We start from the raw sequence: 14,137 nt of genomic DNA, 5'->3' as shown, positions 1-14,137 counted from the left end.
CGGTTTTCAGAAAACTCTGAATGATCTAAACTCTCTTCATGGCTTCCACTCCCGCCGCCGACCCGTCGCGCTTCGTCGAGCGCTTCGGCTCTGCCCTGACCGCGGCGGGGATGCAGCGACTGCCGTCACGGGTCTTCGCCGCCCTGCTGGCCGACGACGACGGCCGGATGACGGCCGCCGAGCTCGGGGAGGTGCTCGCGGTCAGCCCCGCGTCGGTGTCGGGTGCGGTGCGCTCGCTCCAGCAGATGCGGATGATCCACCGGGAGCGCGAGCAGGGCAGTCGTCGTGACGTCTACGTCGTCGCCGACGACGCCTGGCACGACGTGATGATGAACTCGGCCAACATCTACGCCCCGCTGACCCAGTCCCTCCGCGAGGGCGTCGACCAGGTGGGTGGGCGGGGGACGACCGCGGGGGACCGCCTGGCGCTCAGCGTGGCGTTCCTCGAGTTCGTGACCGAGGAGATGCACCAGCTCTCCGAGAGATGGGACAAGCGCCGCGCCGAGCTCGGCTACTGACCCAGTCCCAGCTTTATCGGGTCTAGGGACTTAGGGCGGCTTCGCCCGGGAACCGTTTCGGGGTGAAGCCGACGTTTCTCCCTAGACCCGATAAAGGGGAGACAGGGTGACCGAGCCCACGGTGAGGTGGGCCACGAGTGGTGACCACACGGCATACCGGCTCACTATCGTGGGCGGCATGGCCGCCGATGTCCCCGAGGACCGCTTGCAGACCCGCTCCGAGTCCGACCTGCCGATCAAGGCCGTGTATGCCGCGGGCGACCTCGAGGGCTTCGACCCGGACACCCAGCTCGGTGAGCCGGGACAGTTCCCCTACACCCGCGGCGTCTACCCGAACATGTACACGGGGCGGCCGTGGACCATGCGGCAGTACGCCGGGTTCGGGACCGCCAAGGAGTCCAACGAGCGCTACCACGAGCTGGTGGCCAACGGGACCGGCGGGCTGTCCGTCGCGTTCGACCTCCCGACGCAGATGGGCTACGACTCCGACGAGGCGATTGCGCACGGCGAGGTCGGCAAGGTCGGTGTCGCGATCGACTCGATCGACGACATGCGGACGCTGTTCGGTGGGCTGCCGCTGGGTGACCTGTCGACATCGATGACGATCAACGCGCCGGCGGCCACGCTGCTGCTGATGTACCAGCTGGTCGCGGAGGAGAACGGCGCCGACGCGTCGCGGCTGGCCGGGACGATCCAGAACGACGTGCTCAAGGAGTACATCGCCCGCGGCACGTACATCTACCCGCCGAAGGAGTCGCTGCGACTGATCAGCGACATCTTCGCCTACTGCCACAAGGAGCTTCCGCGCTGGAACACCATCTCCATCAGCGGCTACCACATGGCCGAGGCGGGGGCGACGCCCGCGCAGGAGATTGCCTTCACCCTGGCCAACGCCAAGGAGTACGTCCGCGCGGCGCAGGCTGCCGGGCTCGACGTCGACGACTTCGCTCCGCGGCTGTCGTTCTTCTTCGTCGCGCGGACGACCCTGCTCGAGGAGGTCGCCAAGTTCCGGGCGGCCCGGCGGATCTGGGCGCGGATCATGCGTGACGAGTTCGGCGCCCAGAACCCGAAGAGCCAGATGCTGCGGTTCCACACCCAGACCGCCGGGGTGCAGCTGACCGCGCAGCAGCCCGAGGTCAACCTGGTCCGCGTCGCCCTCCAGGGCCTCGGCGCGGTGTTCGGTGGCACCCAGTCGCTGCACACCAACTCGTTCGACGAGGCGATCGCCCTCCCGACCCAGAAGGCCGCCCGCCTCGCCCTGCGCACCCAGCAGGTCATCGCGTACGAGACCGACGTGACCAAGACCGTCGACCCGTTCGCCGGCTCCTACGTGGTCGAGTCGATGACCGACGACGTCGAGGCTGCCGCCCTCGACCTGATCCAGGCCGTCGAGGACAGGGGAGGAGCCGTCGCCGCGATCGAGCAGGGCTTCCAGAAGTCCGAGATCGAGCGGTCTGCCTACCGCATCGCGCTCGAGATCGACAGCAAGGAACGCACGGTCGTCGGCCTCAACCGGTTCGCCCTGGACGAGGAGGAGCCGTACGAGCCGCTGCGCGTCGACCCCCAGATCGAGCACGACCAGCGCGAGCGCCTCGCCGCCCTGCGGGCCGAGCGCGACAACGACGCCGTCGAGGCCGCCCTCGAGGCAGTCCGCGAGGCGGCTCGCGGCACCGACAACCTGCTCTACCCGATGCGCGAGGCCCTGCGGCTGCGCGCGACCGGCGGCGAGGTCAGCCACGCCCTGCGCGACGTGTGGGGCCTCTACGTCCCTCGGGAGACCTTCTGAGGGCCTGGGACGCCTCGTTCACCGATCGTGGAACGCGGCCGGGGTAGGGCCGGTCCGCGGGTAGAGTCACCGCTGACATGAGCGACAACCAGCTGCTGGCCGACCTGTGCACCACCATCGACGCCCTCGCCCCCGAGCTCCTCGCCCTGCAGCACGACCTGCACGCGCACCCGGAGCTGTCCCGAGGCGAGACGCGCACGACCGCCAAGGTCGCCGAACGCCTCGAGGCCGCAGGGGTCGCAGTGCGCCGCCTGCCCGTCAGCGGGCTGATCGCCGATCTCGGAGCCGAGCAGCCGGCATACCGGGTGGCGCTGCGCGCCGACCTCGACGCCCTGCCTGTGGGGGAGCGCACGGGCCTGCCGTGGGCCTCGACCACCGAGGGCATCTGCCACGCCTGCGGTCACGACGTCCACGTCGCCGGGATGCTCGGTGCCGGGCTGGCGCTCAAGGCCCACGAGGAGGCCCTGCGCGAGCGGGGCATCGGGGTCCGCCTGCTCTTCCAGCCCGCCGAGGAGGTCATCCCCGGCGGTGCCGTCGACCTGCTGGCCGAGGGTGCCCTCGACGACGTCGACGCGATCTTCGCCGTCCACTGTGACCCCAGCCTGGACGTCGGCACGGTGGGCCTGCGTGACGGTGCGATCACCGCGGCGGCTGACCGCGTGACGGTGCACCTCGCGGGGCGGGGTGGCCACACGTCGCGGCCCCACCTCACCGAGGACCTCACCTTCGCGCTGGCCAAGGTGGTTACCGAGCTCCCGGCCGTCCTGTCCCGCCGGCTCGACCCGCGGACGGCGTTCGCGCTGGTGTGGGGCGAGGTGCATGCCGGCCAGGCCGCCAACGTGATCCCGTCCAGCGGCACGATCGCCGGCACCCTGCGGATGCTCGACGCCGACGCGTGGACCACCATCGGCCCCCTCCTTGCCGAGGCGGTGGAGCACATCGTCGCCCCGTATGCCGTGACGGCAGTACTCGAGCACGTCCAGGGAGTGCCTCCGGTGGTCAACGACGCGGAGGCCATCGAGGTCTTCCGGGCCGCGGCCGAGGGTGCCGGCCTGACGGCCCTGGGGACGCAGCAGTCGCTCGGTGGCGAGGACTTCGCGTGGTACCTGCGGAAGGTTCCAGGTGCCATGGCGCGGTTGGGAACGCGCACGCCGGGCGGGCACACCTACGACCTCCACCAGGGCGACCTCGTGGTCGACGACGACTCGGTCGTCCAGGGCGCCCGGGTGCTCGCCGGCGTGGTGGTGGCCGGCGTTGTCAAGACGCCGGTCGGAGCGCCGCAGCCCGGTTGAGGGACAGTCGCGGATCGGTAACGGTTTGTGTCCCAAGTGCCTCAAGGCCGAGTTACCCAGCAGTTCGTCGGGCTATCCTCACGCCCTAGTGGCGCAGCACAGCGCCTCGTGCAATCAAAGAACAGGAGACAGCCTTGCGTCACACGATGAAGGTTGCCGCGGTGATGTCGGTGGCAGCACTGACCCTCGCCGCATGTGGTGACTCGGGCGACAACGCCGGGGGCAGCGGTTCCAGCTCCAGCTCGAGCTCGAGCAAGAAGAGCGACGTCAAGGTCGGCATGGCCTACGACGTCGGCGGTCGCGGTGACCAGTCGTTCAACGACGCCGCTGCGGCAGGCCTGGACAAGGCCAAGACCGAGCTCGGGGTGGACACCAAGGAAGCCGCCGCGGTCAACGGTGAGAACGAAGCCGCCCGTGAGGAGCGCCTCCAGCAGCTGGCTGACGCCGGCTACACCCACATCGTCGCGGTGGGCTTCGCCTACGCCAAGTCGGTCGGCAAGGCTGCCAAGGCCAACCCGGACGTGCACTTCGCGATCGTCGACGACGCGTCGGACGACTCGAAGGGCCCGAACGTCGACCAGATCACGTTCGCCGAGAACGAGGGCTCGTTCCTCGTCGGTGCGGCGGCCGCTCTGAAGTCCAAGACGGGCCACATCGGCTTCGTCGGTGGCGTCAACGTCGGGCTGATCAAGAAGTTCGAGGCTGGCTACATCGCCGGGGCGAAGGCCGTCAACCCGGCCATCAAGATCGACTCCCAGTACCTCACCCAGCCGCCGGACTTCGGCGGCTTCAATGACCCGGCCAAGGGCAAGACTGCTGCTGACGGCATGTTCCAGAAGGGCGCCGACGTGGTCTACCACGCCGCTGGCGGCTCCGGTGGTGGCGTCTTCACGGCCGCCAAGGCTGCCGGCAAGCTGGCCATCGGTGTCGACTCCGACCAGGCCCTGACCGCTCCGGCGGACGTGCGCTCGGTCATCATGACGTCGATGATCAAGAAGGTCGACGTCGCGGTCTACGACTTCATCAAGTCGGCGGCCGACGGCAAGGAGAAGACCGGCAACAACATCTACGACCTCAAGGCTGGCGGTGTGGACTACTCCACGACCGGCGGTCAGGTCGACGACATCAAGACCAAGCTGGACGACTACAAGCAGCAGATCATCGACAAGAAGATCACGGTTCCCGAAAAGCCCTGATCGACACCTCTTTTGTCGAGCATGTGGGCAACACACGGCCCGGGCGGCGCGGTAGCGTCTGACCCGGGCCGTGTGCTTGCCTGAACGACCCAGCACGCGGCGCCTCGACCCTTGCCGCAGGTGCCGAATCGCGCCACCCGCCCGCGACGCCGCGGGCCCGGACCACGGAGTGTGAACCATCACTGCCTCCCCACCGCTGACGCAGACCACGACCGAGGGTGGTGTCCCAGCCGTCGAGCTCGAGGGGATCACCAAGCGCTTCCCGGGTGTGGTCGCCAACAAGGACATCGCCTTCTCGGTGCGACGCGGGACGGTCCATGCGATCGTCGGGGAGAACGGCGCCGGCAAGTCCACCTTGATGAAGATCCTGTATGGCGTGCAGCGCCCCGACGAGGGCACCATCAAGATCGACGGGCAACTGGTCAACCTCCACTCCCCGTCCGACGCCATCGCGGCCGGCATCGGCATGGTCTTCCAGCACTTCATGCTCGCCGACAACCTGACTGTCCTCGAGAACGTCGTCCTGGGTGCGGAGAAGCTGCACGGGATCGGCGACGGCGCGCGACGCGAGATCACGCGGATCTCGGGCGCCTACAAGCTGGACGTCGACCCCGATGCGCTGGTCGCCGACCTAGGAGTGGGCGCACGCCAGCGGATCGAGATCCTCAAGGTGCTGTTCCGCGGCGCCAAGACCCTGATCCTCGACGAGCCCACCGCCGTCCTCGTGCCGCAGGAGGTCGACGAGCTGTTCGACCAGCTCGCCGAGCTCAAGGACGAGGGACTCACGGTGCTGTTCATCTCGCACAAGCTCGACGAGGTGCTCAAGGTCGCCGACTCGATCACCGTCATCCGGCGCGGCACCACCATCGACACGGTCGACCCCAAGTCCGTGAACGCACGCCAGCTCGCCGAGCTGATGGTCGGCTCGGAGCTGCCCTCCCCGACGACCGAGGAGTCCACGGTCACCGACCGCGTGCTGCTCAAGGTCGACGACCTCGTCCTGGGCGACGGCACCGGCCGACCGCTCCTCGACGGCATCTCGCTGACCATCCACGCCGGCGAGGTGCTCGGCATCGCCGGGGTGGAGGGCAACGGCCAGGCCGAGCTCGTTGAGGTCATCATGGGTATGCGTGAGCCCACCTCGGGCCAGGTCTTCCTCGGCGACGTCGACATCTCCGACTGGCACACCCGTGAGATCAGGGAGGCCGGTGTCGGCTACATCCCGGAGGACCGGCACCGCCACGGCCTCCTGCTCGAGGCGCCGTTGTGGGAGAACCGCATCCTCGGGCACCAGACCGAGGCCCCCAACGTGAAGGGTCAGCTCATCGATGCCGCTGCGGCCAAGGCCGACACCGAGCGCATCGTCAAGGCCTACGACGTCCGCACTCCCTCGATCTTCGTCACCGCGGGCTCGCTCTCCGGTGGCAACCAGCAGAAGCTCATCATCGGCCGCGAGATGAGCCACAAGCCCAAAGTCCTGATCGCCGCCCACCCGACCCGTGGCGTCGACGTCGGCGCCCAGTCGAGCATCTGGGACCTCATCCGTGACGCGCGACGCGAGGGCCTCGCGGTGCTCCTCATCTCGGCCGACCTCGAGGAGCTGATCGGCTTGTCCGACACCATCCGCGTCATCCTGCGGGGCAAGCTGTCCGGCGACTTCGACCCCGACCACGTGACGGCCGAGGACCTCGGTGCGGCGATGACCGGTGCCGGCGAGAAGGAGGAGTCGCGGTGAAGTCCCTCAACGTGCGCCGGATCCTGATGAGCCTGGCGGCGCCGGTCCTCGCGCTCGTCGTCGCGTTCGTCGTCACCTCGCTGGTGCTGGTGGCCGTCGGCGACCCGGTGTGGGAGGTCTGGAAGACCATCCTCGCCGTGCCGAAGCCGCGCCAGAGCGTCAACATCATCAACGCGGCGTCCGTGTTCTACCTCTCGGCCATCGCGGTCGCGGTCGGCTTCCGGATGAACCTGTTCAACATCGGCGTCGACGGCCAGTACCGCGTCGCGGTCTTCGCGGCCGCCGTCTTCGCAGGCCAGGATTGGCTTCCCGGGTGGCTCAACATCATCGTGTCCATCGCCGTCGCGATGGTGGCCGGTGGGCTGTGGGCCAGCATCGCGGCATACCTCAAGGTGAAGCGCGGCGTCTCCGAGGTGATCTCCACGATCATGCTCAACGCCATCGCCACCGGTGTGGTGAGCTGGCTCCTGGTGAAGATCGCCAACCCCCGGCCGGGCTCGAACAGCATCGAGACCAAGACCATCCCGGAGTCGGCGCAGCTCGAGGGCTTCAAGCTCATCCCCGGCGCCACGAACCGCGTCTACACGCTGCTGATCCTGGCCCTGCTGGTCGGGTTCCTCTACTGGTTCGTGCTGAGCAGGACGCGGTTCGGCTTCGACCTGCGGGCGACCGGTCGCTCCGAGAGCGCGGCGGTCGCCAGCGGCGTGAAGGTGCCGCGGATGGTGGCGACCGCGATGATCGCCTCGGGTGCCCTGGCCGGACTCGTCGGCATGCCATTGCTGTTCGGGCAGGACCACAACTACGGCACGACGTTCCAGTCCGGACTCGGCTTCGCCGGAATTTTCGTCGCGCTGCTGGGACGCAACAACGCGGTCGGCATCGGCTTCGCCTCGCTCCTCTGGGCGTTCCTGGACGTGCAGTCCAACGCCCTGCAGATCCAGGCCGATGTCGCCCAGGAGCTGGTCAACATCATCCAGGGCGTGATCCTCTTCGCCGTCGTGATCGCGTACGAGCTGATTCGCCGGGCCGACAAGCGGATCGAGCAGTCCCGCGTCGCCCGTGAGCTTGCCGCCCAGCGACAAGCCGCCCCCGCCCCGGAAGGAGCCCCGGCATGAGCGCCCTCGGACTCGAGGTCGGCACCAAGGCCGTGCCGGACCGTCCCAAGCGGCGACGGTTCGGCATCCGCGAGTGGTCCATCGTGGCGATCGGTGCGATCGCCGTGATCTCGGTCCTGCGAGTGGTCACCGGTGCCGACGACATCGCGTCGTCCGGTGCCCTGGCCGCGGCCATCGGCCTGGCCGTCCCGATCGGCCTGGCCGGCCTCGGTGGCCTCTGGTCGGAGCGCGCGGGCGTGGTCAACATCGGCCTCGAGGGCATGATGATCCTCGGCACGTGGGGGGCCGGGTTCTTCGGCTACCACATGGGTCCGTGGGCCGGCGTCCTCGGCGCGATCGCCATGGGCATGCTCGGTGGCCTGATCCACGCGACCGCCACCGTGACGTTCGGGGTCGACCACATCGTCTCCGGTGTCGCCATCAACATCATCGGCCTCGGCGTCGCGAAGTACCTTGCCGCCCGTTTCTTCAACGGACTGCCCGGCGGTGGCCCCACCCAGTCGCCGCAGGTCGGGCACCTGCCGGACTTCACCCTTCCCGGTGTGTCCAGCGGGCTCGGCACAGTGGAGAAGAAGGACTGGTTCTTCGTCAGTGACGTCGCCGCAGTGCTGCGCGCACTGTGCACCAACGTGTCGATCCTGACCATCCTCGCGGTGCTGCTGTTCGTCGGGACCTGGTGGGTTCTGTGGCGTTCGGCGTTCGGCCTGCGGCTGCGATCAGTGGGTGAGTCGCCTGTCGCGGCGGAGTCGCTCGGCGTCAACGTGATGCGCTACAAGTTCCTCGCCGTCGTCATCTCCGGCGGGCTCGCCGGCCTGGGCGGTGGCTTCCTGGCGCTGGTTGCCGCGAGCATCTACCGCGACGGTCAGACCGGTGGTCGTGGCTACATCGGCCTCGCCGCGATGATCTTCGGCAACTGGCGACCTGGTGGCCTGCTCGCCGGTGCGGCGCTGTTCGGCTACACCGACGCCTTGCAGCTGCGCGGTGGGGCGGCAGTTCACGCGTTCCTGCTCCTGTTCGCGGTGCTCCTCGTGGCCGTCGGGGTGTGGCAGATCGTGCGCAACCAGCGCATCGTCCAGGGCGCCCTGGCCATCGTCGTCGGCGTCCTCGTCGGCTGGTGGTACTTCGCCGCGGACGCCGTCCCAGCCGAGCTCACCGGCACCACCCCCTACGTCACCACGCTGCTCGTGCTGGCCTTCGCGTCGCAACGGTTGCGGATGCCCGCCGCCGACGGGCAGATCTATCGCAAGGGCGAGGGCCACTAGGTGTGCCCTGACGCCGGGACGCAACCGCAGGGGTATGCCGCGGAGCCGGCTGCGCGGCATACGGCACCTCCTGCTCCGGAGGACGTGGACTGGGAAGCCTTGCGTGCCAAGGCGATCGAGATCATGGGCAAGGCCTACGCGCCGTACTCGAACTTCCCGGTCGGCGTCGCGGGGATCGTCGACGACGGTCGGCTGGTGGCCGGGTGCAACGTCGAGAACGCGGCCTACGGCGTGGGGCTGTGCGCCGAGTGCGGCATGGTCTCGGAGTTGCACGCGACCGGTGGCGGGCGGCTCGTGGCGGTGTCCTGTGTCGGTGGCAATGGCGAACCGCTCATGCCGTGTGGGCGCTGTCGCCAGCTCCTCTGGGAGAACGGCGGGCCTGACTGCCTGCTGTTGACCCCCGAAGGGGTGCTGCCGATGCGCGAGGTGCTGCCCCAAGCCTTCGGCCCCGACACGCTGAACGCAGCCCGCCACCCCGCCTGACCCCGGCTCGCGCAGCTCGGCCACCCGCGCCCCCAGGTCGATCTGTGGACCCGAGGGCGCAGATCCACCCGCCCGGGACGGATCGAGGTCGATCTGTGGCCTCCGTGGCGCAGATCCGCGCCTGTGGATGAGCGGCTGGACGAGTCGCGGGATGCGCCACCGTGGTCTCGTGACTTCTCTCGACCGGCAGAGCCCTTTCACCCGCGCTGACGCCGTGGCCGCGGGCATCAGCGACCGGCGCCTGGGTGGTCCGGGTTTCCGGCGGCTGTTCACCAGCGTGTATGTCGCGTCCGACGTGCCGGTCGACACACACCTTCGCGCCCGCGCTGCGCTACGGCTCGCGCCGGCGGGTGCGTTGGTCGCCGGCCCGACGGCCGCCGAGCTCCTGGGCGGGGTGGTGCCCTCGGACTCCCGTATCCACCTCCGCCTGCCGACCGGGCGCATGCGGGTGCCCGGAATCGAGTCCCGCAGGCTGACCTCGGCGGCGAGGGCGAAGATCTCCGGACTGCCGGTGACGACGGCGGAGGACACCTTCACCGACCTGGCCGCCCACCTCGACCTCGTCGACCTCGTGGTGCTGGGCGACTCCCTCGTCCGCCGCCGGCGTGCTACCCCGAGGTCCCTGGTCGAAGCCGCGGCGACGGTGCCTGGCCGTGGCCGAGCGCTCAGCGGTCGGGCGGCGGCACTGGTGCGGAGCGGGGTCGACTCCCCCATGGAGACCCGGTTGCGCCTCCTCTTGGTCCTGGCCGGGCTTCCGGAGCCGGTGGTCAACCACATCGAGTACGACGCGACGGGGCGCTGGGTCCGGCGGTATGACCTCTCGTATCCCGAGTACCGGCTCGCGATCGAGTACGACGGACGCCAGCACGCCGAGTCCCAGCGGCAGTGGGAGCGCGACGTGGAGCGGCGCGAGGACCTCGACCGGGACGGTTGGCGGATCGTGGTCGTCCTGTCCAAGGGGATCTACCGCGAACCCGAGCGCACCCTGAAGCGCGTCGTCGACGCCATGGTGAGCTGCGGCATACCAGCAGCGGTGACCTCGGACGAGTGGCGGCTGCACTTTCGAGGGTGAGCTGCCCCGGCAACCGGCGACCCGGAAGCCACGAATCGACGTGAAATGCCGCATCCGGGGTGCAACGGTGCCACCCCGGGCACGGATGGTCGGGGCTACGACAGGTCTGACACGATGGCCCCATGAGTGAAGCCTTCGATGCCGTCGACGTCATCATCAGCAAGCGGGGCAAGGGCGAGCTGTCCGACGGGCAGATCGACTGGGTGATCGACGCCTACACGCGCGGGGCCGTCGCGGACGAGCAGATGTCCAGCCTGGCCATGGCGATCCTGCTCAACGGGATGAACCGTCGCGAGATCTCCCGCTGGACCGGCGCGATGATCAACAGTGGCGAGCGGATGGACTTCTCCGGCCTGTCGCGTCCGACGGCCGACAAGCACTCGACCGGTGGGGTGGGCGACAAGATCACCCTGCCGCTGGCACCTCTCGTCGCGGCGTGCGGCGTGGCCGTGCCCCAGCTGTCCGGCCGCGGGCTCGGGCACACCGGGGGCACCCTCGACAAGCTCGAGTCGATCCCCGGCTGGCGGGCGGCCATGAGCAACGAGCAGATGATGCAGCAGCTCGAGGACGTCGGTGCGGTCATCTGCGCCGCCGGCGACGGGCTGGCCCCCGCCGACAAGAAGCTCTATGCCCTGCGCGACGTCACCGGCACCGTCGAGGCCATCCCGCTCATCGCCTCCTCGATCATGAGCAAGAAGATCGCCGAGGGTACGGGCGCGCTGGTGCTCGACGTGAAGGTGGGCAGCGGTGCGTTCATGAAGAACGTCGAGGACGCCCGCGAGCTCGCGCGCACGATGGTCGACCTCGGCACCGATGCCGGGGTCAAGACCGTCGCGATGCTGACCAACATGCAGGTCCCGCTCGGCCTCACGGCCGGCAACGCCATCGAGGTGCGCGAGTCGGTGGAGGTGCTGGCGGGTGGCGGCCCCGAGGACGTCGTCGAGCTGACCCTCGCCCTGGCCCGCGAGATGCTCGCGGCTGCCGGGCGCGAGGACGTCGATCCCGCCGACGCGCTCAAGGACGGCCGCGCGATGGATGCCTGGAAGGCGATGATCCGGGCCCAGGGTGGCGACCCCGACGCGACCCTGCCCGTGGCGAAGGAGAGCCACGACGTGCTGGTCCCGGCGGACGGCGTGCTCACCGAGCTCGACGCCCTCAAGATCGGGGTGGCGGCCTGGCGACTCGGTGCCGGTCGGGCGCGCAAGGAGGACCCGGTGCAGGCCGGCGCCGGCGTGGTGATGCACTACAAGCCGGGCGCCACCGTCCGGGGAGGCGACCGCCTGCTCACGCTGCACACCGACACCCCCGAGCGGTTCGAGCGGGCACTCGAGTCGCTCGAGGGCGCGTTCACCATCGCTCCCGAAGGATCGCGACCGGACCTGCTGCCGCTGGTCATCGAGAAGATCTCCTGATCCGCGCGGCGGCCTCCGCCGCGAAGGACGTCACCCGCTCGACGACGTCGGGGTTCCACAGCACCCGGCGGTGACCGAGTCCCTCGGTGACGACGAGGCGGGCGTCGTGCCACGCCTTGGTGACGGCCACGCCACCTGCGAGGGGTGCTTCCTGGTCGCCCCGGTCGTGCACGACCAGCAGGTGCGGCAGCGACGGGTGTGCCGCGGCCATCGTGAGGAGGTCGAGCTCGGCCACCGGCGTTCCGACCCGGCGCTCAGCGCGGCGCACCATCACCTGCTGGGACCGGGAACCGACCCCGAGCGCCGACGCGAAGACCGGCAGCATCGACTCGACGCCATCCGGCGGGGCGATGAGCACGAGTGAGTCGGGCTGCACCCCCAGTCCGAGGGCGTGGACTGCCGCGAGCCCGCCGGCGGAGTGGGCCACCACGACCGTGGGCCGGCCGAACTCGTCCACCACCGCCGCCAGCGCCTCCGCCATCTCCACGAACGTCGTCGACCGACTCCCGTGGACACCGGGCCCGGAGTCGCCGTGGCTCGGGGCGTCGAACGCCACCACACACAGGCCGCGGGCCACCAGCGGCTCGACGTGGGCGCCGAGCTGCTGCCACCAGCCGCCCCAGCCGTGCACGAGGTATGCCGTGGGGTTGCCCCAGTCGCCGTAGACCCGGCCGCGAATGGTGCCGTGGGCCCACCGCACCTCGAAGGCCTCCCCGCCGCTGGGGGTCCGAGTGGCGCGTACCGCTGCCGCCGGGCTGGCCGGCAGCCGGAACCACAGCCGCTCGGCGAGCAGTCCGCCGAGGGCGGGGGACCGGCTTTCCAGCAACGCGAACAGCCGTCTCAGCGCGGGCGAGACCGGGAGACCTGTCGCCGCGGTGGCAGCGCCCTCTGCCGGAGCAGCGACGCCCTGTGCCGGAGCGGCGATGCCCTGTGCCGGAGCGGCGATGCCCGCGGGCGGAGCGGCGATGCCCGCGGGCGGAGCGGCGATGCCCGCGGGCGGAGCGCCTGCTGCCACGGTGGTCCGGGAGGCCGGGACGGCACCCACACGGGCGGGACGCGGACGAACGACAATACGATCGATCGTGCTTTTTTCGAGCGACATGAGTGGTACCTCCTGGGTGGGATGGGGATCAGGCGCGGATGTGGTCGATAAGCCGGTCGAAGGCGTCCTGGGCCCGCGTGGCGGCCGCCGGGTCGTGGAGCAGGCGTGCCGAGAAGTTGTAGCCGAGGACGATGGCGAGCAGGTCGTGCGCGAAGGCGGCCGGGTCGGTCGACTCGCGGAACTGGCCCTCGGTCATGCCGCCGCGGACGATGGTCTCGATCGTGTCGAGCAGGTCCCTCTCGGTCTGGACGACCTTGCTGCGGACCGGGCCGTCGGGTGCGTCGTCGAACTCGCTCGCCACCGAGATGAAGATGCATCCGCCTGGCAGTGCGTAGTCCGCATACCCGCCCCACCCGAGCCAGCGGTCGAAGAGGGTGCGCAGGCGCGGCTCACCGCGAGACTCCTTGAGGGCCGGGCGGATGACGAGCTGGGTGAACGCCTCGGCCGCGTAGTCCATCACGGCGGACTGAAGCCCCTCCTTGGACCCGAAGTGCGCGAACAGCCCGCTCTTGGACATGTCCATCGCGTCGGCGAGACCGCCGATCGTGATGCCCCGCAGCCCGACCTGGCTCGACTGGGCCAGCGCCACACGAAGCACCGAGTCGCGTGTCTCGTCTCCCTTGCTCACGCGATCAATAAAAGCACGACCGTTCGCACTTCGCAAGGCCCTACGGGCAATCCCGTCCGGGCGCCAGGCCGCCCGGCCGGGTCGGACGCTCAGGGCTAGGGTGGCCCTGTGCCTGAGCTCATCGCGACCCCCACGACCATTCCCGTGCCCGGCGGCAAGATCATCGACGAACACGTCGGCCGGGTGAACACCGGCAGCGAGGCAGTTTCGGTGGCCCACATGAAGGCGCCGGCCGACTGGACGGAGCCCTTCCAGGCCCCGGCCTTCGACGAGATCACCCTCGTCATCGCCGGTGCCGTGCTCGTGGACCACGACGGTGGCCAGCTGCGCGTGGAGGCAGGCCAGAGCGTCGTCACCCGCGCCGGCGAGCGGATCCGCTACTCGACCGGGTCCGAGGGTGCCGAGTACGTCGCCGTCTGCCTGCCGGCGTTCAGTCCCGAGACGGTCAACCGGGACGAGGAGGAAGGCGCGTGATCTTCGGTCGCAAGGGGTCCTCCGGAGGCACCGACACCGTCGCGGACCCCGCTGACGACCAG

The 14,137-nt window shown here is 69.8% G+C and carries 13 protein-coding genes; 11 read left to right on the top strand and 2 right to left on the bottom strand.

Annotated elements, in window-relative coordinates:
• Nucleotides 1-38 precede the first annotated feature (38 nt).
• The 10 genes from AC1DXJ_RS14205 to AC1DXJ_RS14160 all read left to right on the top strand — a co-directional run bounded on the left by AC1DXJ_RS14205 (nucleotide 39) and on the right by AC1DXJ_RS14160 (nucleotide 11,871).
• Nucleotides 39-518, top strand: a complete 480-nt coding sequence (locus AC1DXJ_RS14205) for a GbsR/MarR family transcriptional regulator (RefSeq protein ID WP_477633607.1) — start codon at nucleotides 39-41, stop codon at nucleotides 516-518.
• Between the two features lie 106 nt (nucleotides 519-624).
• The gene (locus AC1DXJ_RS14200) at nucleotides 625-2,304 is read left to right on the top strand and encodes an acyl-CoA mutase large subunit family protein (protein WP_477637299.1); all 1,680 of its coding nucleotides are present in this window, start codon (nucleotides 625-627) and stop codon (nucleotides 2,302-2,304) included.
• Nucleotides 2,305-2,381: 77 nt separating this feature from the next.
• On the top strand, nucleotides 2,382-3,596 hold the full coding sequence (locus tag AC1DXJ_RS14195) for an amidohydrolase (protein ID WP_477633606.1): 1,215 nt from the start codon (nucleotides 2,382-2,384) through the stop codon (nucleotides 3,594-3,596).
• A 146-nt stretch (nucleotides 3,597-3,742) separates the two neighbouring features.
• The gene (locus tag AC1DXJ_RS14190) at nucleotides 3,743-4,792 is read left to right on the top strand and encodes a BMP family lipoprotein (protein ID WP_477614888.1); all 1,050 of its coding nucleotides are present in this window, start codon (nucleotides 3,743-3,745) and stop codon (nucleotides 4,790-4,792) included.
• Nucleotides 4,793-5,060: 268 nt separating this feature from the next.
• Nucleotides 5,061-6,527 carry an ABC transporter ATP-binding protein gene (locus AC1DXJ_RS14185; RefSeq protein WP_477614889.1) on the top strand — a complete coding sequence of 489 codons (1,467 nt, stop codon included), beginning with the start codon at nucleotides 5,061-5,063 and terminating at the stop codon, nucleotides 6,525-6,527.
• Nucleotides 6,524-7,642, top strand: coding sequence for an ABC transporter permease (locus AC1DXJ_RS14180; RefSeq protein ID WP_477614890.1), 1,119 nt, complete (start codon nucleotides 6,524-6,526; stop codon nucleotides 7,640-7,642). The genes AC1DXJ_RS14185 and AC1DXJ_RS14180 overlap by 4 nt, the downstream gene beginning before the upstream one ends.
• Nucleotides 7,639-8,904: an ABC transporter permease gene (locus AC1DXJ_RS14175; protein ID WP_477614891.1), complete on the top strand. Its 1,266-nt coding sequence runs from the start codon at nucleotides 7,639-7,641 to the stop codon at nucleotides 8,902-8,904. Before AC1DXJ_RS14180 ends, AC1DXJ_RS14175 begins: the two co-directional genes overlap by 4 nt.
• Nucleotides 8,905-8,988: 84 nt before the next feature.
• A complete protein-coding gene (locus AC1DXJ_RS14170; RefSeq protein ID WP_477637354.1) occupies nucleotides 8,989-9,387 on the top strand; it encodes a cytidine deaminase in 399 nt (132 codons plus the stop codon).
• Between the two features lie 169 nt (nucleotides 9,388-9,556).
• Complete coding sequence (locus AC1DXJ_RS14165; RefSeq protein ID WP_477637298.1) at nucleotides 9,557-10,459, top strand: DUF559 domain-containing protein; 903 nt, start codon at nucleotides 9,557-9,559, stop codon at nucleotides 10,457-10,459.
• Between the two features lie 122 nt (nucleotides 10,460-10,581).
• Nucleotides 10,582-11,871 carry a thymidine phosphorylase gene (locus tag AC1DXJ_RS14160; RefSeq protein ID WP_477624955.1) on the top strand — a complete coding sequence of 430 codons (1,290 nt, stop codon included), beginning with the start codon at nucleotides 10,582-10,584 and terminating at the stop codon, nucleotides 11,869-11,871.
• Here the strand turns inward: AC1DXJ_RS14160 and AC1DXJ_RS14155 are convergent.
• The gene (locus AC1DXJ_RS14155; protein ID WP_477637297.1) at nucleotides 11,852-12,886 is read right to left on the bottom strand and encodes an alpha/beta hydrolase; all 1,035 of its coding nucleotides are present in this window, start codon (nucleotides 12,884-12,886) and stop codon (nucleotides 11,852-11,854) included. The two genes, AC1DXJ_RS14160 and AC1DXJ_RS14155, sit on opposite strands and share 20 nt — an antisense overlap.
• A gap of 115 nt (nucleotides 12,887-13,001) precedes the next feature.
• Complete coding sequence (locus tag AC1DXJ_RS14150; RefSeq protein ID WP_477614895.1) at nucleotides 13,002-13,601, bottom strand: TetR/AcrR family transcriptional regulator; 600 nt, start codon at nucleotides 13,599-13,601, stop codon at nucleotides 13,002-13,004.
• Between the two features lie 108 nt (nucleotides 13,602-13,709).
• Here AC1DXJ_RS14150 and AC1DXJ_RS14145 point away from each other — a divergent pair, with 108 nt between their 5' ends.
• A complete protein-coding gene (locus AC1DXJ_RS14145) occupies nucleotides 13,710-14,075 on the top strand; it encodes a cupin domain-containing protein (RefSeq protein ID WP_477614896.1) in 366 nt (121 codons plus the stop codon).
• Nucleotides 14,076-14,137 lie beyond the last annotated feature (62 nt).

It is taken from the genome of Pedococcus sp. P2_D9 (genome assembly GCF_056404275.1).
The sequence above is the reverse complement of the archived record's forward strand: the minus strand, read 5'-3'. Positions and strand labels throughout refer to the sequence as shown.

Excerpts from the sequence above, each read along its gene's own strand:
- AC1DXJ_RS14205 (WP_477633607.1), top strand. The coding sequence starts at position 39 with ATGGCTTCCACTCCCGCCGCCGACCCGTCGCGCTTCGTCGAGCGCTTC.
- AC1DXJ_RS14190 (WP_477614888.1), top strand. The coding sequence starts at position 3,743 with ATGAAGGTTGCCGCGGTGATGTCGGTGGCAGCACTGACCCTCGCCGCA.
- AC1DXJ_RS14160 (WP_477624955.1), top strand. The coding sequence starts at position 10,582 with ATGAGTGAAGCCTTCGATGCCGTCGACGTCATCATCAGCAAGCGGGGC.
- AC1DXJ_RS14175 (WP_477614891.1), top strand. The coding sequence starts at position 7,639 with ATGAGCGCCCTCGGACTCGAGGTCGGCACCAAGGCCGTGCCGGACCGT.
- AC1DXJ_RS14195 (WP_477633606.1), top strand. The coding sequence starts at position 2,382 with ATGAGCGACAACCAGCTGCTGGCCGACCTGTGCACCACCATCGACGCC.